Origin of the sequence: Paenibacillus sp. FSL R10-2796, assembly GCF_037965315.1 — a bacterium.
GTDB classification, from domain to species: domain Bacteria; phylum Bacillota; class Bacilli; order Paenibacillales; family Paenibacillaceae; genus Paenibacillus_AQ; species Paenibacillus_AQ odorifer.
In genome coordinates this window covers 4927655-4951064 of the sequence record NZ_CP150178.1, presented here as the reverse complement: position 1 = coordinate 4951064, position 23410 = coordinate 4927655, and the positions used below count along the sequence as shown (strand labels likewise).

Annotated in this window: 20 protein-coding genes and 1 riboswitch; of the genes, 15 read left to right on the top strand and 5 right to left on the bottom strand. The window is 44.3% G+C overall.

The window, feature by feature from the left end; genetic code table 11:
• Positions 1-103: 103 nt before the first annotated feature.
• The 3 genes from NST58_RS22495 (at position 104) to NST58_RS22485 (ending at position 3842) form a co-directional block, all read left to right on the top strand.
• Entirely contained in the window at positions 104-1804 is a 1701-nt protein-coding gene (locus tag NST58_RS22495; RefSeq protein ID WP_076192325.1) for a spore germination protein, read from the top strand.
• A gap of 126 nt (positions 1805-1930) precedes the next feature.
• Positions 1931-3265: a diaminopimelate decarboxylase gene (lysA, locus tag NST58_RS22490; RefSeq protein ID WP_036676133.1), complete on the top strand. Its 1335-nt coding sequence runs from the start codon at positions 1931-1933 to the stop codon at positions 3263-3265.
• 145 nt (positions 3266-3410) lie between these two features.
• On the top strand, positions 3411-3842 hold the full coding sequence (locus tag NST58_RS22485; RefSeq protein WP_036676135.1) for a peptidylprolyl isomerase: 432 nt from the start codon (positions 3411-3413) through the stop codon (positions 3840-3842).
• A gap of 54 nt (positions 3843-3896) precedes the next feature.
• On the opposite strand, the gene NST58_RS22480 is transcribed toward NST58_RS22485, so the two are convergent.
• On the bottom strand, positions 3897-4652 hold the full coding sequence (locus NST58_RS22480) for a TIGR02206 family membrane protein (RefSeq protein WP_076127434.1): 756 nt from the start codon (positions 4650-4652) through the stop codon (positions 3897-3899).
• Between the two features lie 243 nt (positions 4653-4895).
• On the opposite strand from NST58_RS22480, the gene NST58_RS22475 reads away from it, so the two are divergent.
• A complete protein-coding gene (locus tag NST58_RS22475; protein ID WP_339244244.1) occupies positions 4896-8327 on the top strand; it encodes a collagen binding domain-containing protein in 3432 nt (1143 codons plus the stop codon).
• 86 nt (positions 8328-8413) lie between these two features.
• Here NST58_RS22475 and NST58_RS22470 read toward each other — a convergent pair whose 3' ends face one another.
• From NST58_RS22470 to NST58_RS22455, 4 genes are all read right to left on the bottom strand, one after another.
• Positions 8414-9922, bottom strand: coding sequence for a stalk domain-containing protein (locus tag NST58_RS22470; protein WP_339244242.1), 1509 nt, complete (start codon positions 9920-9922; stop codon positions 8414-8416).
• 14 nt (positions 9923-9936) lie between these two features.
• Entirely contained in the window at positions 9937-11316 is a 1380-nt protein-coding gene (locus NST58_RS22465) for an MBOAT family O-acyltransferase (RefSeq protein WP_339244240.1), read from the bottom strand.
• Positions 11317-11443: 127 nt separating this feature from the next.
• A complete protein-coding gene (locus NST58_RS22460; RefSeq protein WP_076219854.1) occupies positions 11444-12547 on the bottom strand; it encodes a HAMP domain-containing sensor histidine kinase in 1104 nt (367 codons plus the stop codon).
• Positions 12544-13254 carry a response regulator transcription factor gene (locus NST58_RS22455; protein WP_076127445.1) on the bottom strand — a complete coding sequence of 237 codons (711 nt, stop codon included), beginning with the start codon at positions 13252-13254 and terminating at the stop codon, positions 12544-12546. The genes NST58_RS22460 and NST58_RS22455 overlap by 4 nt, the downstream gene beginning before the upstream one ends.
• 405 nt (positions 13255-13659) lie before the next feature.
• Here NST58_RS22455 and mscL point away from each other — a divergent pair, with 405 nt between their 5' ends.
• The 11 genes from mscL to NST58_RS22400 all read left to right on the top strand — a co-directional run bounded on the left by mscL (position 13660) and on the right by NST58_RS22400 (position 23405).
• The gene (mscL, locus tag NST58_RS22450) at positions 13660-14064 is read left to right on the top strand and encodes a large-conductance mechanosensitive channel protein MscL (protein ID WP_076219852.1); all 405 of its coding nucleotides are present in this window, start codon (positions 13660-13662) and stop codon (positions 14062-14064) included.
• Between the two features lie 188 nt (positions 14065-14252).
• Positions 14253-14426: riboswitch (FMN riboswitch) on the top strand.
• 218 nt (positions 14427-14644) lie between these two features.
• Positions 14645-15745 carry a bifunctional diaminohydroxyphosphoribosylaminopyrimidine deaminase/5-amino-6-(5-phosphoribosylamino)uracil reductase RibD gene (gene ribD, locus NST58_RS22445; protein ID WP_339244236.1) on the top strand — a complete coding sequence of 367 codons (1101 nt, stop codon included), beginning with the start codon at positions 14645-14647 and terminating at the stop codon, positions 15743-15745.
• 55 nt (positions 15746-15800) lie between these two features.
• Positions 15801-16469: a riboflavin synthase gene (gene ribE / locus NST58_RS22440; protein WP_339244234.1), complete on the top strand. Its 669-nt coding sequence runs from the start codon at positions 15801-15803 to the stop codon at positions 16467-16469.
• Positions 16470-16531: 62 nt separating this feature from the next.
• The gene (locus tag NST58_RS22435; protein ID WP_076127453.1) at positions 16532-17785 is read left to right on the top strand and encodes a bifunctional 3,4-dihydroxy-2-butanone-4-phosphate synthase/GTP cyclohydrolase II; all 1254 of its coding nucleotides are present in this window, start codon (positions 16532-16534) and stop codon (positions 17783-17785) included.
• A gap of 36 nt (positions 17786-17821) precedes the next feature.
• Positions 17822-18289: a 6,7-dimethyl-8-ribityllumazine synthase gene (gene ribE / locus NST58_RS22430; protein WP_036676377.1), complete on the top strand. Its 468-nt coding sequence runs from the start codon at positions 17822-17824 to the stop codon at positions 18287-18289.
• Positions 18290-18425: 136 nt separating this feature from the next.
• Entirely contained in the window at positions 18426-19217 is a 792-nt protein-coding gene (locus tag NST58_RS22425; protein WP_036676147.1) for a segregation/condensation protein A, read from the top strand.
• Complete coding sequence (scpB, locus tag NST58_RS22420) at positions 19186-19788, top strand: SMC-Scp complex subunit ScpB (RefSeq protein WP_036676149.1); 603 nt, start codon at positions 19186-19188, stop codon at positions 19786-19788. Before NST58_RS22425 ends, scpB begins: the two co-directional genes overlap by 32 nt.
• 181 nt (positions 19789-19969) lie before the next feature.
• Positions 19970-20677 carry a DUF2953 domain-containing protein gene (locus NST58_RS22415; RefSeq protein ID WP_076127459.1) on the top strand — a complete coding sequence of 236 codons (708 nt, stop codon included), beginning with the start codon at positions 19970-19972 and terminating at the stop codon, positions 20675-20677.
• 89 nt (positions 20678-20766) lie between these two features.
• A complete protein-coding gene (gene ytfJ, locus NST58_RS22410) occupies positions 20767-21255 on the top strand; it encodes a GerW family sporulation protein (protein ID WP_076127461.1) in 489 nt (162 codons plus the stop codon).
• Positions 21256-21503: 248 nt separating this feature from the next.
• Positions 21504-22703 (top strand): D-alanyl-D-alanine carboxypeptidase family protein, encoded by a 1200-nt coding sequence (locus NST58_RS22405; protein ID WP_175618935.1) that lies wholly within the window; start codon positions 21504-21506, stop codon positions 22701-22703.
• Positions 22704-22739: 36 nt separating this feature from the next.
• Positions 22740-23405: a nucleoside recognition domain-containing protein gene (locus NST58_RS22400; protein WP_076127464.1), complete on the top strand. Its 666-nt coding sequence runs from the start codon at positions 22740-22742 to the stop codon at positions 23403-23405.
• Positions 23406-23410: the final 5 nt, after the last annotated feature.

Below are 23410 nucleotides of genomic sequence, written 5' to 3'. Positions count from 1 at the left end.
TGCGGAGCAGGGAACAGGGCAGCAGGATGCAGAAGCATCGGATGAGCTCGGCAATCAGGAGCCAAATGAGCCGAGTAAAGGTTTTTTTGCCAGGTTATTTGGTATGGATTCAGAGGATTCAGAATCAGATGATGAGGCACAGGATCAGAATGCTCAGACAGCAGGAGGAACAGGTAACGATGCTGGTACTGGGGAGGAGTCTCAAGCTCAACCGAAGCCTTCAAAGAAGCAGGCGCAGCAGCAGTCTCAGAACAAAAGTAAAGATAAGCTACAAAACAAACGCGATAGTGAGCATTCTAACTCATTAAAGGAATCCGTTATTTATTGGCAAGGCAATGATCATATCCCAGGTTCTCTACAAGAAACAAAAAACACGCTGACCGAAGTGATGGGGCTGGGAACAAGTTTTGATGTGACGTTTAGAGAAATGTCCTTTGGGGGACATAAGACAGCTTTACTCTGCTTAAGCGGATTCACCAACGAAGATGTGACGGATGAAATTCTGAAACGACTAACCTACCTTTCTTCAGAAAATTTGTCCGCAGGTGTATTAGGTAGCTTTATGAACGAATACATCCCTCATATTCAAGTTGAAGAGGGTAGTGTATTAAGCGAATGTTTCGATAAAGTATTAAAAGGAATGAGCGCACTATTTATTGAGGGTGAGAACAAAGTTATCCTAATGGATACTCGATCTTACCCCATGCGAAGTCCTGATGAACCCTCGATTGATCGGGTGGTGCGTGGTGCGCGCGATGGTTTTACAGAAACCCTGCTTAGTAATATTTCACTTGTAAGAAGACGGATACGTGATCCGGGGCTGAAGCTTGAAATGTTTCAAGTGGGACGGCGGACACGGACAGATGTCTGCGTGGCTTACATCGATGATATCGTTGATAAAACGCAAGTAACGTCAGTCATCGATAAAATCAACAGCATCGATATCGATGGTATTCCACTGGCGGATAAGCAATTGGAAGAAGCGATTATCGGCGGAGGGTGGAACCCTTATCCTATGGTGCGTTATTCTGAACGCCCTGACGTTGTAGCCTCCAATTTATTAGAGGGACGGGTCATATTATTCGTGGATACCTCGCCCATTGTAATTGTTCTTCCGACTACCTTTTTTGATCTTTGCCAGCATGCGGAGGAGAATCGCCAGACTCCTTTTATGGGGACATATCTGCGGTGGGTCCGTTTCATCGGCATCTTCGCTTCCATGTTCCTGCTCCCGTTATGGATGCTGCTTGTTATCCATCCTGAGTTAAAGCCTGCTATGCTGGATTTTATCGGGCCGCAAAAGACAGCGAGAATTCCTATTCTCGCTCAGTTTCTGATTGTAGAGCTTGGGGTTGATTTACTGCGGATGGCCGCCGTGCATACTCCAACACCTTTAGGCTCAGCGATGGGTCTGATTGCAGCCATATTGATTGGTGATATAGCGGTGCAGAGTGGTCTGTTTGTAAACGAAGTAGTACTGTATATGGCGGTAGCCTCAATCGGTATGTTCGCGACTCCGAGTTATGAGCTGGGTCTGGCGAACCGTATAGTCAGGCTTGTGTTATTAATTTCCGTAGCGGCGTTCCAGGTACCAGGCTTTATGATTGGCACGACGTTACTGACTATCTTCTTAACCACTCATCGGTCCTATAACTCCTCATATATGTGGCCGTTTATACCCTTTAATGCAAAGGCAATGAGTGAAATTCTATTGCGTAAACCGGTCTTAAGTTCGAAGGAAAGGCCGTCTTTTAACAAAACCAGAGACAATACCAGAATGCCGCCATCTCAAGAGAATGAGTAACAATCGTAGGAAAATACAAAACTACTGCAAATTAGTCCATTCAATGGAGTTCCCACTGTCTGTTATACTGAATACACTAAGACAGGGTGGAACCTTGATATTCCACAGAAATTGGAGGACTAAAGAATGTTTCTACACGGTACTAGCCGCATTAACGATGCTGGGCATTTGGAGATCGGCGGATGTGATGTAACTGAATTGAAAGCGGAATATGGAACCCCGCTATATATATTGGACGAGCAATTGGTTAGACAACGTTGCCGGGAATATATGGATGCTTTTAAAGCCTCCGGCCTTGGTTTCCAAGTAGCTTACGCAAGCAAGGCATTTTCAGTAATGGCAATGGTTCGTTTGGCTGATGAAGAAGGTTTGTCACTGGATGTTGTATCCGACGGCGAACTATATACAGCTTTGCAAGCTGGCTTCCCGGCAGAACGTATTCATTTTCATGGCAACAATAAGACATCTGAAGAGATCGAAATGGCGATTGATGCCAAAATCGGCTGCTTTGTAGTCGATAATTTGGTAGAGCTTAACCTTTTGCAGTCCATTGCTGCACGTAAAGAAGTTAATGTAAACATCTTATTGCGGGTGACACCAGGTGTAGAAGCGCATACTCATGAATATACCGCAACGGGCCAGACAGATTCCAAATTCGGCTTTGATATCGGTAATGGATCGGCCTATGAAGCAGTGAAAGCAGCAGTCAGCAAAAAGAATATCACGCTGCTTGGTGTGCATTCCCATATTGGTTCGCAGATCTTTGAAACCGATGGTTTCCAGCTAGCTGTTGAGCGTGTGGCAACTTTTGCCCGCAGTGTTAAAGAAGGCTTGGAAGTGGACTTCCGTGTAGTCAATCTTGGCGGAGGTTTCGGGATTCGTTATGTCGAGGGAGATACCCCATTACATGTTTCTGAATATGTTGCAGCGATTACGGATGCAGTGAAGACTCATTTTGCTGGAATTTATAGTGCTTTGCCGGAAATTTGGGTGGAGCCGGGCCGTAGTATTGTTGGAGATGCAGGTACTACATTGTACACTGTAGGATCTAACAAGGACATTCCTGGCGTGCGTAAGTACGTTGCTGTTGATGGTGGAATGACCGACAATCCACGCCCTGCTTTGTATCAGTCTAAATACGAGGCATTGCTTGCTAACCGTGCTAACGAAGACGCAACTGAGACTGTCTCCATCGCTGGTAAATGCTGCGAGAGCGGAGATATGTTGATCTGGGATGTAGAGCTGCCGAAGGCTGAAAGCGGCGATTTGTTGGCTGTAGCCTGCACAGGTGCGTATAATTACTCCATGGCCAGCAACTATAACCGTCTTCGCCGTCCGGCTTTAGTATTCGTACAGAACGGACAAAGCGATCTTGTAGTGCGTCGTGAAAGCTATACGGATCTTATTGCCAACGATATTGTACCAGAGCGTATCGCCAAACAGACAGTTGTTGCTAAGTAATAGCCTGCTGCTGTAAGGTGGGTAAAGTTGAGCAGCATATAGAGCAAGCAGGAAAGTCTCCTGCTTGCTTTGCTTTGTGCGTGGTTTCATAGTAATATAATTGAGGTATTCTAAATTTGTTAATTTTGAAAGGGGTCATTTACATATGGCAAAGCAAGCGAAAATCACTCTAGAAAATGGCGGCGTAGTGCTGCTGGACTTGTTCGATCAAGATGCACCTAACACTGTAGCCAACTTTGAAAAGCTGGCAAAAGAAGGTTTCTACAACGGATTGACATTCCACCGTGTTATCCCTGGTTTCGTTGCTCAAGGCGGATGTCCTAACGGAACTGGCTCTGGCGGCCCAGGTTACACAATCAACTGCGAAATTAACCCAAACAAACATGAACGCGGAACACTTGCAATGGCACATGCAGGTAAGAACACAGGCGGAAGCCAGTTCTACATCTGCTACGCTCCACAACCACACTTGGATGGAGTACACACTGTGTTTGGTAAAGTAGTAGAAGGCATGGATCTTGTTGATGCTTTCAAAGGACGCGACAAAATGACTTCGGTAGAAATCATCGAAGCTTAAGATTTAATAGTTAAAAGCCAGTCTCCGAATATCGGGGCTGGCTTTTTTGTGTTGTTAAAGAATCCGCCTAACCTGTCTACGCCGTGAATTGCGCCGCTCTGGTAGCCAGAAGAATATCAAATACATAGCTAGAAACACAGTGAAGGCAAACAGCTCTTCAACAAGCAGGTAATAAGGATAAGGTCCAAAATAATCCAATACGGAATAGGTACTAGGTTTCTGGGATAGGAACATGTAGTTTGAGCCTAGGAAGTAATTAGCAGTCCAGATGCAGGCAGCCACAATATTGAGGCCGAGCATGGTGATGAGTAAAGATCTCCAAGTCGGCTTGTAGCCCTCAATCCAGGTCATGTAAAGAGACGCCAGAATAATAGAACCGTGAGCTATAAAAAACAGGAGAAAGCGGAAATGAGGGAACGGATAAACTAGGTTAGGGGTGAGCAACGCAATAAATGCTCCGCCGATCCCGGCAAAGTAGAGAAAGGAATAAAGGGTTCGACTGCGTGAAATTAACATGATAATAGACAGCAGTAGAGTGATTCCACAGAGCTCGAACGGTAATGAGGAGCTGGAGCGCCAGATGTTCTGAGAGATGTACCACATTTGCAGCCCGGCTTCTGAGACTACAAGTAGAATGATTAGCAGCAAACGCACGCTTTGCCGAAGTCTTGAATCTGTACGAATTTCAAACCGTAAGCCATAGAGCAGTAGACAACTTAACGTAATGATAGACAGCGCAACCCAATGCGAAGATGAGAACATGATGAAATCCTCCGCGTGCTGGCGATCAAAAAAAGATGAAAGCTGCATAGACGAACCTCCTTTGAACGTGAAAACATCCATCAAAAATAAAGTTTGAGAATTTTAATAATCTTGATTCTAGATATCCATAAAATGGGTATATATGTATATGTTCTGTCAACTCCACCACATAAGGAAGACTTTTCATTATATTAACATAAGATGGGGCGTAGGGCGCGGAATTACATATGAAGCTTTTGAACATGCAGGGGTGGAAAACAATTAGAACAAGAAAATGGAGGCAACAGGAACATGTTTAAGAAAAAAATAAGTGTAATGGTCATTATTTTGATGCTTGTGGCTCAATATGCCTATGGCATCGGATTTGCTCCGCAAGTAAAAGCGGCTGCGATTGATGACGAAAGAAATATCATCACCAGTGTTTCAATGGCTGTTTACGGGCCAGATGGAATCACGGTCACGAACAGCGTATACGAACGAGATGCTAATGTTACCTTGGATTATAATTGGTCTCTTCCTAAAAATCATAATTACAAGCAAGGTGACACTTTTACTTTTCAGCTTCCAGAACAGTTCCAGTTATTTAATGATTTTAACGGACCGTTGGTCTCTGAGGATGGAGATGTAGGGAGCTTTGAAGTCAGGCAAATTTCACATGAAGTGATAATGACTTTTAATGACTACATAGAAACGCATGATGACGTGCAGGGAACGCTGCGGTTAAATACTAAATTCGATAAACAGCAAATCTCGGGCAGTACTATACAGAATATTTTATTTCCCGTGAGCGGCGGTATTCAGACAGTGACAGTAAATTTTAAACCAAGTGTTGGATCGACTATAGAGAAGAGAGGTATTGCCGAAGGTTTCAATGCGAACCAAATATTATGGACTGTTGATGTCAATAAGTCTTTGGAAGCCGTGGGGAATGCCATTGTGAGTGACCCCATCCCTTCAGGCTTATCATTAAATACTCCAGTCACAGTGAGCGTGTATCAACTGAGCATTCAATTGGATGGTTCAGTAACGGAAGGAGCATTGCTCGACACAAGCAAATACTCTGCAGAGCTCTCCGGAGGGACACTGATTGTCCGTTTTACGGAGCCTGTGATTAAAGAGGCTTACCGTATTGTATATTCCACAGGGATTACTAATGACCATCAGCTAAGCTTCACCAATACTGCAACTTTTTCAGGAAATGGGCAAGAGCCTGCCAGCTCGACTGCCACAGTAAATGTAGAACGTGGAGGAAGCTTGAAAAAGTATTCCACAAGCTATGATGGGGGCAAGCAGATCATTTCCTGGGCAATTGAATATAACTACAATGAAAAGAACATCCCGCAAGGAAACGCTGTGTTAACAGATTTGTTCGATGATTCTCAAGAACTGGTAGCCGATTCGCTAAAAGTATATGCTGTGCAGCTGGATTCTTCCGGTGGTGCAACGTTAGGCAAGGTTTTGACAAAGGATGTTGACTACACGGTTGTTTCCACGTCAGACGTTCATAAGTCTGGATTTGTATTGCAATTTGCACACGATGTTACTTCACCATATCGAATCGAATATAAGACAAAAGCGATAAAACGCGTGTTTGAGGATGCCACCATAACTAATACAGTATCTGATAGTACGTATAGTGATCAGGCTACCCGATTAATCCGGTCTTCCATTCTTTATAAGACTTTATCAACCGTAGATTATCAGAATAAAACATTGGGTTGGAAGGTCACATTGAATAGTGATAATTACCCGATGAGCCATGTTACAGTTACCGAATCCTTCCCATTTGGCGGCCTAAAGTTTATTCCAGAATCACTGGTGATTAGAAATCTGAATGGGAATGTTTTAAATCCAAATAACTATGATCTAGTGTACAACTCACCTGTCGAGCCTAATAAAGGCTTCAAGGTAGTGTTTAATTCACCGGTATCTGGTCTTTATACGATTAGCTATTCTACAGAATTTAACAAGGACTGGATTTGGGCTAAAACTGAAAATTTCAATAACAAAGTTCGGTTAGACTGGATGGACAGTACTGAAGCCTTACGCACGATAGAAGCAGAAGGGTTATTCATTCCTAGACCTGAGGCGAAAAGCAATGGATTTAAAGGGGGAGCCTACGATGCTTCAACTAAAAAAATTATTTGGACGATAGGCGCCAATTATAACGGCAAAACCCTCGAAGCTCCGGCGCTTGTTGATATTTTAAAATCAGGCCAGACCTTGGTTCCTGGTTCACTAAAAGTTTACACTATGAATATTGCAAAGAATGGTGACCCTACCAAGGGTACAGAAGTGAATCCTAATAAATATAGCTATAGCGTAAATAGCGATAATGAATTAAAAGTTATTTTTACAGATAAGATTAACTCCGCTTTCTACATTGAATTTAATACAAGTCTTGAAGGGCAAATAATAGGCACTACTGTTGATAATAAAGCTAATCTCTATGATGGAGCAAAAGTGGTTTCCAAAGATTTGACCGCCTCCGTAAAAATTCCTTTTGGAGAGGATTATGTGCTGAAGGACGGTACACAAAACGGGGATAAAATTGACTGGAGCCTGCAAATTAACCGGGGGCAGTCCACAATAAAGGATGCATTAATCAAAGATACTCCTAGTGCTAATCAAATTTTGCTGCAGAATTCATTCCATCTGTATCCTACGGCTGTAGCTGTGAACGGAGATATCACGAAAAGCGGTCCTGAACTGATTCAGGGTATTGATTATAGCGTTGTTATCACAACGGATGCCGATGGAAAACAATCCTTTGAGTTAAGCTTTGCCTATGAAATCAGCAGGGCTTACATTCTCGAATATCAATCCCTGATTGTGGCTAACACTGGAGACAAAGTAATAAATACTGTACATTTCAGTGGTTTTAACGGCAGTGAAATAAGTAAAGAAACCTCTAAAGAAATTATTGTCGGGGTCTCCAGCGGTTCTGGCACAGGCAGCGGGGGAAGAGGCACTCTCAATATTAAGAAGCTAGATGCTGAAGATAACTTAAAGGCGCTTGGTGATGCGACTTTTGCATTGTATCGACTAAATGGCACGGAACGTGTACTGATTAACAGTCTAACTACAGATGCAGAGGGTACAGCTACATTTAATAAAATATGGCTGGGTAGCTATGTATTGGTGGAGACAGCAGCTCCAAATGGTTACGTGCTCGATACATCCGAGCATCCAGTGGAGATTCGTTCCTCGTCAGCGGTTCAACTGGTGATTACGAATCAAAAAGCAGTGGAGCCCACGCCTACGGTAAAGCCAGAACCAACCGGTGCTCCAACAACAACACCAGAACCAACCGTAACACCTGCACCATCAACAACGCCAGCACCTACACCAATCCCTACAAGCAGCACATCTGGAGGTTCGGTGGTACCCACGTCTACAAGCTCGCCCGTACCCGAAGTAATTATTAATGATCCAGCTGTTCCTGCTGGTCCTGGAAATGCGGCCGATCTAGGATCCGTGACATCAACCGATGAGGGAACTCCTGAGCAAGAGATTACCGAAGAAGAAATTCCATTAGGAGAAGTTGATATCGACGTTGAAGAAGTACCAAAAGGTACGGTGAACAATAGCACTTCGGGTGCTCCTCAGCTGCCGAAGACAGGTGAGAACAGTCCTTTGCCTCTGTATCTGTCGGGAATAGGGTTGATAACCATAGGATTTGTTATGAACCGAGTATTTAGACGTAGAGGTAAGACAGAGTGATCGGAGATTAGTGTGATTTAAGATTTTTATGCAAAAGCACCCAGCATGATAAATGCCGGGTGCTTTTATGCTTTTTTTTGAAAATTTTATGGCTGATTCTTAAGTGTACCGGCGTTATCTGAGGTGCTTAGGTTATACCGCAGCCATTCACCTTCCTTTTCACTTGAGACATTCCAGCCGAGCTGTTCCGCAACAAAGGCTAGCGGGACTAAAACTTTTCCTCCTGCCAGTAGCGGCGCAGCATCAATGGTGAGAGCTTTCCCGTTCACGAGTGCTTTGACACTGCCCACAGTCATAGTAACGGTGTTCTCGGCGGAAGTAAGCGATACAGTTTTAGTGGCCGCATCCCACGTTATGGATGCACCCAGGGCTGTCCCGATATCTTTGGCGGCCAGCCATAATTCTTTATTTCCTTGCACTAAACGGATGTTAAGTGCTAGTGATAATCCATTTACTTGTACACTGCTGCGATAAACTTTTCCGTTATTATCCATAACGGCGCTTTCCGCCTGTGATTCCAGCGAGCTATTAAGCGCCTTTATGTTGCTGGAAGTTACCCGATATTTAGAACTGTCCTGTCCGATAGCTTCTGCTATCCACGTGTTAACCTCACCATTATGATGGCTTAAATCCTTATAGAGGTCTAGATTGAATGTCCAATCCGCTTCGGCTTGGAAATCGTATAGCTTCACATTTGGAAACTGTTCAAATTGCTCGAATATCCATTGCCGCATGACAAGCTGATTGTTAAAGCGAACGGGATTACTGGCAGACCAAGCGACCTGACGCATAACGCTGTAGGGCGGGTAGTAGAAATAAAACTGGACATCGGGATATTCCTCCAGCAGAGGACGGATATACGTATTAAAATAGCCCTTTACTTGCTCAATGCTTTCCTCGTTAGTACCGTAATCCAGCTCCTTGTCACAAGCCATTAGGTAAGATTCTGCAACGTATTGCTTGCCAAACACTACTTTGTTATTCCAGTTGTATAAATATTCCAAATCCTGTTTAGCTTCACCACTCTGGTTATTTTTGATGCTGCTTAAAAATTGTTTATATACAGATGAATTGAACCAGTATTTGTAGTCGCTCCACAGTTTACCGTCATACAGATAGTCAGGGAAATCTTCCTCATCTTCGGCTGTGGCGAGTTTCAAAGAGAAATAATCCAAACCCCAGAGGACTTGTTTTACTTTGCCTGTCTCCAATGCGAGTTTGGCAATTTTATAATGCTCATCGACCGTGGATCCTTCCATAGATAACTTTAAGGTTGTCCCACCTAAGCTGGCATCTACTTGAGAGGGAAGAAAGTTCTCTGTCATAGACGTGCCGATGATAATATTGTCGTAGTCGTAATTTTTAGCTAAACCTGGATTCTGATAACGTTCTTCTTCTGACAAGAGTGGGGTATACCACGATGGACGGTGATAGAATTGTAATGGGTCGATAAAAGCAGTAATCAGCGCCGTTAGAAGCGCTAACAAGCTGAAACAAAGCAGGAAATAACCTATGAAACGTTTCGATTTAGTATGAATCCCGGGGGATTTACGTGGGTTGTTATTATTTTGAAGCCGTGATGCAAGCATCATCATTCCTCCTTACAGTTCTAGAAGTTAAAGTATAAAAAGGTTGTAATTCGGTTGAAGAATAACAGCGAGAACATAATGATAAATGCCATCACAAATGCTGTTTTCCAGCTATACTGAAAATTACGTTTGTTCAACAGATGAAGGGGATTCCAGAGAATGATCGTCATTAAGATGAGAATCAGGATGATTGCCCATTTAAGCGATTCAATAGATTGCAAAGATACCCCGTTAAGCCCACTCATCCCTTTCAACAAACGAAATGCCTGCGATATATGTTCTGCACGGAAAAATACCCATGTGATGTTCACAAATATGAAAGTCAGCAACCATGATAACCATTTGGGAAGGGAGAAGCCCCAGCGTCCCCAACATTTCTCTACAGCTTGTCCTACTCCATGCAAGAGCCCCCACAGGATGAATAGCCAACCTGCACCGTGCCAGAAACCACCGATCAGAAAAGTAATAATGACATTTCGGATCGAAATCCAGAAGCCTTTCCGGTTGCCGCCAAGTGGAATGTAGATATAATCTCTAAGAAAATGGCTGAGCGTAATATGCCAGCGTCTCCAGAAATCGCGGATGCTTATGGCTCGGTAGGGTTCATTGAAATTTTGCGGCAGATGGATGTTAAACAGCAGTGCTATTCCAATCGCCATATCGGTATAGCCGCTGAAATCATAGTAGATTTGTAAGGTATAGGAAAGGATAGCCACCCATGAATCTACAAAATATGTTGCAGCTGCAAAACCGTTATCAGCATAACCAGCTAGGGTATCCGCTAGGATGACTTTTTTTCCTAATCCGATGCTGAAGAAGAGGGTCCCCTTCCGTATGTTGTTCCAATTCCAAACCTTATTTCGCAGTTTATCGAATTGGGGCATCATATCCTTGTGATGAAGGATGGGACCGGAGATCAGATGCGGGAAAAAAGTCACAAATAGCGTGTAATTCAAAAGATTGTACTCACGCGCTTGGTTCCGGTAAACATCAACAAGGTAGGCGATTTGTGTAAAGGTAAAGAAACTTATGCCTAAAGGCAATATAAGATGGTGCAGAGAAAGGTTGCTTGCGGTTACCTCATTCCAATTTTCTATAAAAAAATCCGTGTATTTGTAATAGCCGAGTAATAGAATATTTGTGCTTAAGCTAAAGATTAGCAGCGGCCGGCGACGCTTAGCTGTTGTGGTATGAATGAAATGGCCCATAACATAGTTAAAAAAGATGGATAACAAGATTAGAGGAACATATTTTATGTTCCAATACCCGTAAAAAACTAAAGAGGCGAGGGTAAGCCATACCTTAGCACAGAGTGTGAGACGAAGACGATTCAGAATAAAATATCCGGCCAGCACGATAGGCAGAAAACCAAACATAAAGGGATACGAATTAAATAGCATAACAACAATCCTCACTTATAGCAGATTTAGTATGAAATCACTATAAGCCAGAGATCTTAAGGCTTTATGTTATGAATTCTTATCATTTTCTTAATGGTTGAGATTGTACAAAAAATCCCCGCAAGCATCATTCGCTCACAGGGAAAGAGGTTTCAAATTCAGTTTGTTTGCGTGTACTTTTGGCTGTAATGGTTCCGCCGTGAAGCTCTGCAATACTCTTGGCTATGGCGAGCCCTAAGCCACTTCCGCCTGTCTCTCGGGAACGGGATTTATCGACACGATAAAAGCGTTTAAATAAGTGGGGGAGGTCGGATGCAGGGATAGGAGTACCGTAATTCGTACACAGAGCAACTATTCTATCGTCTTTTCTAACAACAGAAATGTCTAGAATTTTTCCTTCCTTACCGTATCTTACGGCATTGGTAAATAGGTTCTCATACAATCGCACCAGCTCGTCCGCATCTCCGTTGATAATCAGAGGAGCAGTATCCGTATGAATGCGGTAGCTCATATCTGCTTGTTCCAGTACGGGTGCAAATTCCTCAATCAGCTGTTCGAGCAGCTTGCCGAGATCTACTGGCTCAATATTTAGCGGTAATCCGCTGCTGCTGACGCGAGTGTATTCAAATAAATCGTCGATTAGCTTTTTAAGAGTCAGAGATTTCTCATAGGCAATATTCACATAATAACGCAGTTCAACCTCATTTTTATAACGATCCTTCTCCACATATTCAAGGAATCCGAGAACAGAGGTTAGTGGGGTTCGGAGGTCATGAGACACACCTGTGATTAGGTCGTTTTTGGCTTTTGCAGCGGCTCGTTCTTCCTCTATAGCAGATTTTAGCTTGCCAGCCATAGTGTTCATATTTTCTGCGAGCTTTCCGAGTTCATCCGTACCTGTTACCGGCACCGTGAAAGATAAATTGCCATCCGCAATGGCCTGAACTCCGCTCGTAATGTTATGAAGATTCTTAGTTGTATTTCTGGACAGTTTTAGGATGAAAAAAATAAATAAAGGAATCCCTATAAGAATCACAACTGGCGTCGATCCAATGGTATTGATCACCCAGAGAATGAGTCTGACTCCCCAAAAGGAGCGTGAAGGATTTAACCACAGCAATAGTGAAGTGCCATAATAGCCGCCCATTAAGATTAAAGCGGTGAGTGCTAGGCTCGTTAAGCTGAAGCCAACTATTTTCCAGGATAGGGTATCGAATCGTTTAAAGTTCAACTAGAAGGACCTCCCTTTTCCAGTTTGTAGCCAACGCCCCATACCGTTTTTAAGTATTGTGGTTTACGCGGATTTTCTTCTATTTTTTCTCTGATTTTACGAATATGCACCATGAGTGTATTGTTGCTTTCCAGGAATTGTTCTTTCCATACTTTGGCGTAGATCTGCTCCATGCTTAGAACTTGTCCCTTATTACGGGCGAGCAGCTCTAGAATCGCAAATTCTCGCGGGGTAAGCTTAACTGGGTGATCATCCACACTTACTTCATGCGTAACCGAATTAATAACCAGGCCATCAATGATGATTTCATCCTGTTTGGCGTTTAGATCTGCCATGTAATTTCGAGTTCTGCGCAGCTGGGATTTAACACGGGCAACTAACTCCAGCGGACTAAAAGGTTTCGTAACATAATCATCTGCACCTACGCTAAGTCCGGTGATTTTATCAAGTTCCTGCCCTTTAGCAGATAACATGATGATCGGAAATTTTTGCGTTTCTCGAATTTTAATACAAGCCTCAATGCCGTCCATATTAGGCATCATGATATCAAGAACCATGAGGTCTATAGTCTCTCTATTGATAATTTCGAGTGCTTCCAGCCCGTCTTTGGCAGTTAACAGCCGGTAACCCTCGTTCTCCAGATAGATCTGCATTAGTTTAATAATCTCGGCTTCGTCGTCCACCAATAGCAGCGTTGCGTTGTGCATTTCTCAGCGTCCTTTCTTGCTTGTAAAGCGCAATTCTTGCTATAAGAAGTATACAACATTTTCTTGTTTGGAAGCCTCATTTGAAGACCAGTGAAGGCAAAGGAACTGTATAGCAGCTAATAAATTAGTGGAATAAAAGACCAAATCCCCCACAGCATTATGCCAAGTTGTTTTTTCTTTTAGCTTGCTCTGATCCCTGTGCCTCAATCCATGTAATACATTCTCAGCCCTGCCTCTATCATGTAAGAAGAAAAATTCTTAAACCTTATTTTACAGAAAACTTCTTAACAGCGGTGGCAGGTAAAAGTAAAGGGAAACTTAATAGTTTCTTAACAAGTCTTAAGAATTAGGAAGCTACTATGCTATAATAATTTCAAATTATATATGTTGGGGGTTATTTGGAATATGTGGAAAGAATTTAAAGATTTTGCCTTGAAAGGGAATGTTCTTGATTTAGCGGTTGCTGTAGTAATCGGAGCTGCATTCGGGAAGATTGTGACATCATTGGTATCTGATATTATTACTCCAATTGCAGGCTTGCTAACGGGTGGTATAGATTTGAAGGATCGGGCTCTAAGTGTCATGGTTATGCAGAATAAACTAATTATCCCTTATGGGCAATTTTTACAATCTGTAGTTGATTTCTTTATTATTTCATTCTCTATCTTTATGGTGATTAAGCTGGCTAATAAATTCCAACGCAAAGAAGCCGTTAAAGTTGAAGTGGTGGAGACTCCAGCACCTGCAGAGGATATCGTGCTGCTTACAGAAATTCGTGATCTTTTGAAACAACAAGAACGTGGTTTGTAATCATGAAAAATAACCAAGAAGCGCCAGGAGCCATTGTCCTGGCGCTTCTTGGTTTCCTTTTATAAACTCAGTACAATCTATAATCTAGTTACAAATTTTAAGTAAATATAATAAACGCACTTGCATTTCGCTGGTGTAAGTGATAATTTTGTTAGTAAGGAAAACTTGAACCTCAATTAAATAAAGGATCAATCCTTCAGGGCAGGGTGTAATTCCCTACCGGCGGTGATGCTGTTGTAGAAATAACGTATTCAGTTTATCTACAGTGCTCAGTCCGCTACCCGGCTCGCGTTGTTGACGCGAACGGTGGACCTGGTGAAATTCCGGGACCGACAGTATAGTCTGGATGGAAGAAGGAGAGGTTGACCGCTTGTCTGCAATGGACTGGCGGATCGCAGTGTTTTCATATAATCATGTGCGATATTTCACAATACCCGTCGATTGACGGCTATTTAAGCACACTTTTATTTGGACTGCCGATGAACTCTCGCATAACCCATCTTGAACTCCTCCTGGAGAATGAGATGGGTTTTTCTGTTTTTTAAGCTAAAGAATTGACAGCAGTGGATAGGAGGAAGAGATGGACAACATGAATGATGAGTTTTATATGTCGCTAGCACTGGACATGGCCGAACGTGCCCAAGGACAGACGGGAATTAACCCTGTTGTTGGCTGCGTTGTGGTGAAGAATGGAGCAATGATTGGACTCGGAACTCATTTACAGCGAGGTACGGGGCATGCCGAGGTGCACGCTTTGAATATGGCAGCTGGGCAGGCACAGGGCAGTACGGCATATGTCACACTAGAACCGTGCAGCCATTATGGAAAAACTCCACCTTGCAGCCAAAGGCTGATCGATGAAGGGGTAGCTAGGGTTGTAGTTGCTTGTGAAGACCCGAACCCTCAGGTGGCAGGGCACGGAATTCAAATGCTGCGTGATCAAGGGATAGCGGTCGAAGTCGGTTTGTTGCGTGATCGTGCGCTTCGATTAAATGAGCGATTTATCAAATATATTTTGACAAAACAACCTTTTGTTACGCTGAAGAGTGCAAGTACGCTTGATGGCAATCTAGCTACCAAATCTGGTGACAGTAAATGGATTTCGAATGGGGAAGCGCGGGAGATCGTACATACGCTGCGGCATCGGCATCAGGGCATCATGGTCGGTGTGAATACAGTGATTGCTGATAATCCCTCTCTGACAACAAGAACAGAAGTGCCTGGCATTAACCCGACGCGGATCATCATTGATTCCGGGCTACGTATTCCTCTGGATTCGGCAGTTGTATGTGATGGTCTAGCGCCTACACTTATTGTAACAACCGATGCTGCAGATCCTGCTAAAAAGGCTGCACTGCTGGAAGCAGGCGTTCAAATCGTTGTGTGCGGAGCAGGTCCAAGAGTGGATCTGAAGGCGGCCATGATATCTCTTGGCGAAATGGAGATAGGCTCTATTTTACTGGAAGGCGGGGGGACGCTGAATGGCGCGATGCTGGAGAGCGGGCTAGTGGATCGTATTATTCTATTCTTCGCTCCAAAAATTGTCGGCGGTGGCACAGAAGCGAAAGGAACTTTCGTATTTCCGGGTGTAGAGCTGATGAAGGATGCGATCTCACTTGAAGGATTGGAAGTAAAAGTGCTGGGAGATAATGTATGTATCAGCGGCACTCCAGTACGCTAACAAAAGCTATGCAAGAAGTGAATTTGAGGAAGTAATGCTTTTTAGGAGGGATATCATGTTCACCGGATTAATTGAAGAGGTTGGTGTTTTGCGCAGTGTCTCCGCCGGTGGGGAAATGATGGTGCTGAATATTGCCGCTTCGGTCATCATGGATGATCTAAAAATCGGTGACAGTGTGTCCGTCAATGGGGTTTGCCTCACGGCGACAACTTTGGGAGATCATTTCTTTACAGTGGATGTAATGCCGCAGACCTACCGGAATAGCAACCTGAAGGAACTGAAGCCCGGCAGCCGGATGAATCTGGAACGAGCAATGGCAGCCGGCGGGCGTTTTGGAGGGCATATTGTTCAAGGACATGTTGATGGCACTGCCATTATTAAAAGTGTAAAACGTGATCAGAATGCTGTTGTATTCGAGATTGCACCGGATCGTAAATCACTATTTAAATATATTATCCCCAAGGGATCGATCACGATCGACGGCATTAGTTTAACTGTAGTGAAGACTACAGCCACATCGCTTGCAGTGTCCATTATTCCGCATACGTTAGGGGAAACAGTTCTGACGCACAAACGGGCTGGGGATAGTGTAAATATCGAGTGTGATGTACTTGGCAAATATGTAGATCATTTATTGCATTATGGCTCAGCCGCCCAAGATGAAGAAGGCGAGAGCCGCTCCGGGATTAGTCATGATTTTTTGGCGGCGAACGGGTTTGTTTAAATAAAGAGTTTGCTTACGAAGAAGGGAATAATCTTTCGTAAAGCTTTTAGGAGGATAGGATCATGAGCGAGCAATCGAAAAAGGAAAGTGTCTTGGATCCGATTGAAGAAGCAATATATGACTTAATGCGCGGTAAAGTCATCATTGTAGTGGATGATGAAGATCGTGAGAATGAAGGGGATTTTATAGCCCTTGCTGAACGTGCGACACCAGAGGTCATCAATTTTATGATTACTGAGGGACGTGGATTGGTTTGTATGCCTATTACCCAGGAGCGTGCGGCAGAACTTGAACTGCAAGCCATGGTAACCCACAATACCGATAATCACGGTACGGCTTTTACCGTATCTGTTGACCATAAAGATACAACCACTGGGATCTCTGCGGGGGAAAGATCTTTGACCGTTAAAGCCATGATCGATCCAAAAGCGAAACCTGCTGATTTCCGCAGACCGGGGCATATGTTCCCGCTGATTGCGAAAAAAGGTGGCGTTCTGCGCCGCTCCGGACATACGGAGGCTGCTGTTGATCTAGCGCGGATGTGTGGCGCTTATCCAGCCAGTGTCATTTGCGAGATTATCAAGGAAGATGGCTCAATGGCCCGCTTACCTGATCTAATCGAAATTGCCCGCAAGCATGATCTTAAGCTGATCAGTATCAAGGATCTTATTCATTATCGCAACGAAAAAGAACAACTCGTCACACGCGAAGTGTCTGTACGACTTCCTACCGATTTTGGAGATTTCCAGACCATTGCTTATACAAATGAAGTGGATGATAAAGAGCATGTAGCTTTGGTAAAAGGCGATATTTCCGGCGATGAGCCAGTGCTTGTACGTGTACATTCCGAATGCCTGACTGGTGATGTATTCCACTCCCATCGCTGTGATTGCGGCCCGCAATTTGAAGCTGCACTGCGGCAGATCGAAACTGCCGGTAGGGGCGTGTTACTCTATATGCGCCAAGAAGGCAGAGGCATTGGCCTTATCAATAAGCTTCGGGCTTACAAGCTGCAAGAGGAAGGTCTTGACACTGTAGATGCGAATCTAAAGCTTGGTTTTCCAGCAGATTTGCGTGACTATGGAATTGGAGCACAGATTCTGAAGGATCTGGGTGTGCGCCAAATCCGTCTGCTCACGAACAACCCGCGTAAGATCAAAGGGCTGGAGGGTTATGGGTTGGAAGTCGTTGAGCGCGTGCCGATACAAATGCCGGAGAACAAGGACAACACCAATTATCTCCACACGAAGCAAGCGAAGCTTGGACATATGCTGTCTTTTGACGATATTGAACAAAATGAGGATTCGAAAGCTTAACCATACATTATAAAAAACGAAGGGTAGATGATGGATATGCCGAAATATTTAGAAGGTCACTTAGTTTCTGAGGGGTTAAAATACGGAGTTGTTGTAGGACGTTTTAATGAATTTATTACCAGCAAGCTTTTGTCAGGTGCACTTGATGCCTTTAAACGCCATGGTGTTGGTGATGATGAAGTGGATGTTGCTTGGGTTCCAGGGGTATTTGAAATTCCGTTGATCGCGCAAAAAATGGCTGAAAGCGGCAAATACGACGCTGTAATCACCTTAGGAACGGTTATCCGTGGTTCCACTACACACTATGATTATGTATGTAATGAAGTTGCCAAAGGAGTAGCCGCTATCAATCTTAAGACCGGCGTGCCGACCATTTTTGGCGTAGTCACTACTGAAAATATTGAACAGGCCATCGAGCGTTCAGGAACCAAAGCAGGCAATAAAGGCTGGGATGCTGCGACTGCTGCGATTGAAATGGCGAATCTTAACAAACTGTTTAAGTAAGTCAGCTATTGACGAATCAGTCGAATTCGTGCTTATTTATAGTATAAGAAGAAAGCATGGATTATAAGAGCCCTTTCTACTTGTGTAGCGTCCAGACGGGCGCTGCACTTTACTTTTTTTGGCGGGAGGATGCTTCGTGACTGTATTGTACAAGCTGGAGACGTTTGAAGGTCCGCTGGATCTGCTCTTGCATTTAATTGATAAGGCGGAAATCGACATCCAGGACATTCCGGTCGCCGAGATCACCGAACAGTATATGGAATACCTGCGTAGCATGCAGGAGCTTGAATTGGATATTACGAGTGAATTTCTCGTGATGGCCGCTACCCTTTTATCTATAAAGAGCAAGCTATTGCTGCCCAAACCACCGGTCATTGAGATCGATGATTTTGAATATTACGAAGAGGATGAATTTGATCCACGAGCTGAGCTTGTTCAGCGACTGATTGAGTATCGTAAGTTCAAGAGTATTGCTGTACATTTAATGGATATGGAGAGCGAGCGGAGCTTGATTTTTACGAAGGAGCCTGAGGATTTGGGTCCATTCGTGCCAGAAGAGATTGATCAAACGCTAAAAGGACTACATACCTCAGACTTAATAGCCGCTTTTCGTAAAGCGCTAAGTAAGGCTGCCAGAAGGTCTTCTTACCAGCGGATCACCCGGGATGAAATATCGGTAAAAGATCGTATACGTGATGTATCAGATGCGCTGCAGCGCAGAGGTACAGGCGGTAAGCTGCATTTCTCGGCACTGCTTCACGATGAAATGGCACGGCACGAAATCGTAGTTACTTTTCTTGCGATTCTGGAACTGATGAAAATGAAGGCGATTTTTTGCTACCAAGAGAAATTGTTTGATGACATCGTAATGGAGTGGAGAGGAGGAGAACACTTCAATGGATTACAAAACGCTGAAATCGATTATTGAAGGCCTGCTGTTTCTATCAGGGGATGAAGGAATCTCCGTACGCCAAGTGGCTGAAATTACGGAACAGCGCCCAGAGCTTGCGGCCGGAGCATTAGAGGAACTAAAAGAAGATTATGTAGCACAGGAGCGGGGCTTACAGGTAGTGCAAATTGCCGGGAATTATCGGCTGGCTACATTGCCTGATCATGCCCACTATTTTGAGCGTCTGGCCTATTCACCATCCAGATCAACCTTGTCTCAGGCTGCCTTAGAGACTCTCGCAATCGTGGCTTATCGCCAACCGATTACGCGGGTGGAGATTGAAGAGATCCGGGGTGTGAAGTCGGAACGCGCAATTCATACGCTGAATAACAAGGATTTGATTCATGAGGTTGGTCGTGCGGAAGCGGTAGGCCGGCCAATTTTGTACGGGACGACTAAATCCTTCTTGGAGAGCTTTGGTCTTGCCAGTCTAAAGGATCTGCCGGAACCAACAAACTTTGAGTCCACGGATAATTTGGAAGAAGAGACACAGCTTTTGTTCAATAAGCTGGATACTCAAATGACTTTTGAGGATGTCGAGCTGCCTTAGTTGGTACGAGAACGCTAATAATTGTATTGAAGGGACTGGTCTTAAACCATTTATGTGGTTTGGGACAGTCCCTATTTTTATTTAAGCTCATATTTTTTATGCAAACCCCGAATTTTTTCCAGCTTATATTGCCATACTAAACCAAAGGTTCCCATTATTAAGGTTTCTTGGAGGTAAATACGTGACGTTATGGCTTGCAATTCCCCTTGTTTTGCTTGTACTGGCACTGATCCTGGTCCTGTCTTCATCTATCGATTTCCGCATACGGTGTTATAAACATGGAAAAAATGACCTGCTCGAATTAGATGTTACCTCTCTTTTTGGTCTGATAAAGCTTCACTATGAACTTCCCCAATTGGTCTTTAAGGGATTGGAGCAGGGTGTGTGGGGAAAGTTTAAAGAGACAGGGACGGCGACGACAGGTGTAGATACCGTAAAAGAAGAGATATTTGATAAAGAAAGAGTAATGCACTGGCGCGCCAATGTTAACCAAGCTGTGAAATCTACACGCGGCTTGAAGGAATGGTTAAAAGAGACTGTAGCTCATGTCAAAATATCAAAGCTCGATTGGTCCACCGATTTCTCTCTTGGTGATGCAGCAGACACTGCGACCGCATCGGGAGCGGTTTGGGGCCTGAAATGGAGTATTGTTGGTTTTATTTCGCAATGGGTGAAATTGCAGCAGCATCCTCGAATTTTTGTTAAGCCTGTTTTTGAAGATGAGCTTTGTTTTGCAATGGAGTTTGTCTGTAAGGGGAAAATGTCAGTCGGCTATACTTTGTATGCCTTAATGCGGCTATCTCGGCGTGTCTTGCGTGAAAAAGGCGGGATCGGCCATTGGAGAAATCTGCTGAAACAGATGCGTCAGGAGCCACACGGGAAAGTTTAAAATGAAAGTTACATACAAATGGGCGGATGTGGGGATGATATACGCTGTAGAAGAAAGAGAAATCGTACTCAATTAAAGGAGGAAACAATATGAGCGACCATCCTATTCAAGGCCTAATGCAAACAGCGATGGAAAATATCAAGGGTATGGTAGATGTGAATACCATTGTCGGTGATCCAGTACAAACCCCTGACGGCAGCATTATCCTGCCTATCAGTAAAGTTGCCTTTGGATTTGCTGCTGGTGGTAGTGATTATCGAGTAGAAGATTCTATAAGTGGTTCAAGCTCCCAAGGTGGAGTCAAAATGCTTCCATTTGGTGGAGGTAGCGGGGGAGGCGTCTCCATTCGACCGATCGCTTTTTTAGTGGTAGGTAAGGATGGAGTGAATATTGTCCCTCTGGACAATCAAACGCACCTATTCGAAAAAATCATCGATGCAACACCAGGGCTCATCGACAAAATTCAAACGATGTTCCAAACCGGCAATGCTGCAGCTCAAACGCCGCCAACACCTGCCACACCGGCAGCAGCACCTGTTAAAACCGATCCAAGTACATCTCAATCTTCAACTCATTAGGTACACATAATTCTACAAATAGCCTCGGGGATATCGCCATACACAGGCGGTGTCCCTTTTTTGATGTGTCAGAAAGTATATTTTGATCCCCGCAAATTACCTGAGAATGTATCGAAGCAAAGCCTCACGTTGTGGGGATATTTTGTGTGGAACATCCCAGGAGTGGACATACCCTAAGGCTGGTCCGCATACACTTGTACAACATAAACACTTTTACTTAAGATCCGATAAGAAGCCGGAGGATGAACATGAAGACAATAACCCGTAAATGGCCATTCGCCTTAATATTGTGCCTTTCGCTGCTGCTTCTGGCGCCGCTATCTTCAATTCAGGCCGAGAACAGCTCTATCTCTACACATGCAAGAGCAGCGGCACTGATTGATGTGGAATCTGGGCGTATTTTGTACAGCAGCCGTGGGGATGAGCCTATGCTTATTGCCAGCTTGACCAAAATTATGACCGCCCTCGTCGCCATTGAGAATGGTGATTTAGCCTCTAAAGTCAAAGTGGGAAAAAATGCCTATGCGAAAGAAGGCTCTTCTATTTACTTGCAGCAGGGAGAAGAGATGACGCTGGAAAATATGCTGTATGGCCTGATGCTGCGCTCAGGGAATGATGCAGCAACGGCGATCGCTGAGCATATCGGTGGTTCTGAGGAAGGTTTTGTATACCTTATGAACGCTAAGGCTGAGGAGCTAGGGCTAACCCATACTCATTTTGCTAATCCACATGGTCTTGACGCTGAAGGGCATTATTCAAGTGCTAACGACTTGGCTGTTCTGACCGCTTATGCTCTTCATAATCCTGTATTTAAAGAAATTGTGAAGACGCAGGAGAAAACTGCAGACAATCCAAATGAGAAATGGGATTACAAATGGAGAAACAAAAATAAGATGCTGTATTTATACGAGGGAGCGGACGGTGTAAAGACAGGTTATACCAAAAAAGCACTGCGCTGCCTTGTCAGCTCTGCCACCAGAAACGGCCAGCAGCTTGTCGCAGTTACTATAAATGACGGCGATGACTGGAATGATCATGCTTCCCTGTTAAACTTCGGGTTTAATCACTATCCGCTCAAAACACTGATCGAACGTGGTGATGCCGTGACGGGCTATAACTTTGTAACCTCCAAAACCTTTGCTTATCCACTTGGACAAGGTGAACAAAATAGAGTGATCACGAAACTTGTTTTAAATCAGAAGGAAAGTGCTTCAGCCGAAGCTACACGAGCGAATTTTGGATTGCAAGGGGCGCTTGTGCTGGAGCTGGGCGGAAAAGAAATAGGTCGCGTGCCGGTGTATACTCCTGAGAACCTGCCTCCTGAGCAATCTGCTTATATGAAAAAGTACAGTCCAACACTAGCACAGGCTTACCCGGCAAATAATTGGTTCCAGGCGCTGGGCAGTGCACTGAAGGCTCTATTTGAAATGGGAGCGAGTTCGAAATAAGAAAATGGGCTGATGAATGAAGAAGGAGGCGTATCCATGATTAACGGGATTTGGCTAGGAATGATCATCATCGGTTTTCTGTTCGCCGCCGTTAACGGCAGAATGGATGAGTTTACAGCCGCCGTATTCGACGGAGCCAAGAGTGGGGTAACGGTAAGTTTTGGCTTAATCAGTGTGCTTGTGTTCTGGCTTGGGATTATGAAGATAGCAGAAGATGCAGGTTTGCTTAAAAAGATTGCCAAGGTGCTTGGCCCTGTCGTAGCTTTTTTATTCCCTGATGTGCCGAAAGGGCATCCTGCCATAGGATATATTCTCTCCAATATGAGTGCTAATCTGCTCGGACTAGGCAATGCCGCAACGCCAATGGGCATCAAGGCGATGCAGGAGCTGCAAAAGCTCAACCCTGATAAAGAGACCGCGACACCAGCCATGTGTACTCTTCTAGCGCTTAACACAGCAAGCATTACGCTTATCCCGGCCACACTGATTGCCATCCGGTTAAACTATGGTTCAGCCGATCCCGCAGGCATAGTAGGTACAACACTTGCAGCAACGGCCGTGGCTACACTTGCAGCGATTGCGGCAGACCGGTTTTTCCGAAGGTTGACTTTATTGCGCAAACCGCCGAAGCCCCCTTCAGCAAAGTCCGGGGTTCCTCCTTTGGCGAAGACAACACTCCCTAATTCCTCATTGAAAGGGTGAACGTG

Bases quoted from the DNA above. Each gene is read 5' to 3' on its own strand.
- NST58_RS22495 (WP_076192325.1), top strand. From the start codon at position 104: ATGGATTCAGAGGATTCAGAATCAGATGATGAGGCACAGGATCAGAAT.
- lysA (WP_036676133.1), top strand. From the start codon at position 1,931: ATGTTTCTACACGGTACTAGCCGCATTAACGATGCTGGGCATTTGGAG.
- NST58_RS22485 (WP_036676135.1), top strand. From the start codon at position 3,411: ATGGCAAAGCAAGCGAAAATCACTCTAGAAAATGGCGGCGTAGTGCTG.
- NST58_RS22480 (WP_076127434.1), bottom strand. From the start codon at position 4,652: ATGCAGCTTTCATCTTTTTTTGATCGCCAGCACGCGGAGGATTTCATC.
- NST58_RS22475 (WP_339244244.1), top strand. From the start codon at position 4,896: ATGTTTAAGAAAAAAATAAGTGTAATGGTCATTATTTTGATGCTTGTG.
- NST58_RS22470 (WP_339244242.1), bottom strand. From the start codon at position 9,922: ATGATGATGCTTGCATCACGGCTTCAAAATAATAACAACCCACGTAAA.
- NST58_RS22465 (WP_339244240.1), bottom strand. From the start codon at position 11,316: ATGCTATTTAATTCGTATCCCTTTATGTTTGGTTTTCTGCCTATCGTG.
- NST58_RS22455 (WP_076127445.1), bottom strand. From the start codon at position 13,254: ATGCACAACGCAACGCTGCTATTGGTGGACGACGAAGCCGAGATTATT.
- mscL (WP_076219852.1), top strand. From the start codon at position 13,660: ATGTGGAAAGAATTTAAAGATTTTGCCTTGAAAGGGAATGTTCTTGAT.
- ribD (WP_339244236.1), top strand. From the start codon at position 14,645: ATGGACAACATGAATGATGAGTTTTATATGTCGCTAGCACTGGACATG.
- ribE (WP_339244234.1), top strand. From the start codon at position 15,801: ATGTTCACCGGATTAATTGAAGAGGTTGGTGTTTTGCGCAGTGTCTCC.
- NST58_RS22435 (WP_076127453.1), top strand. From the start codon at position 16,532: ATGAGCGAGCAATCGAAAAAGGAAAGTGTCTTGGATCCGATTGAAGAA.
- ribE (WP_036676377.1), top strand. From the start codon at position 17,822: ATGCCGAAATATTTAGAAGGTCACTTAGTTTCTGAGGGGTTAAAATAC.
- scpB (WP_036676149.1), top strand. From the start codon at position 19,186: ATGGATTACAAAACGCTGAAATCGATTATTGAAGGCCTGCTGTTTCTA.
- ytfJ (WP_076127461.1), top strand. From the start codon at position 20,767: ATGAGCGACCATCCTATTCAAGGCCTAATGCAAACAGCGATGGAAAAT.
- NST58_RS22405 (WP_175618935.1), top strand. From the start codon at position 21,504: ATGAAGACAATAACCCGTAAATGGCCATTCGCCTTAATATTGTGCCTT.
- NST58_RS22400 (WP_076127464.1), top strand. From the start codon at position 22,740: ATGATTAACGGGATTTGGCTAGGAATGATCATCATCGGTTTTCTGTTC.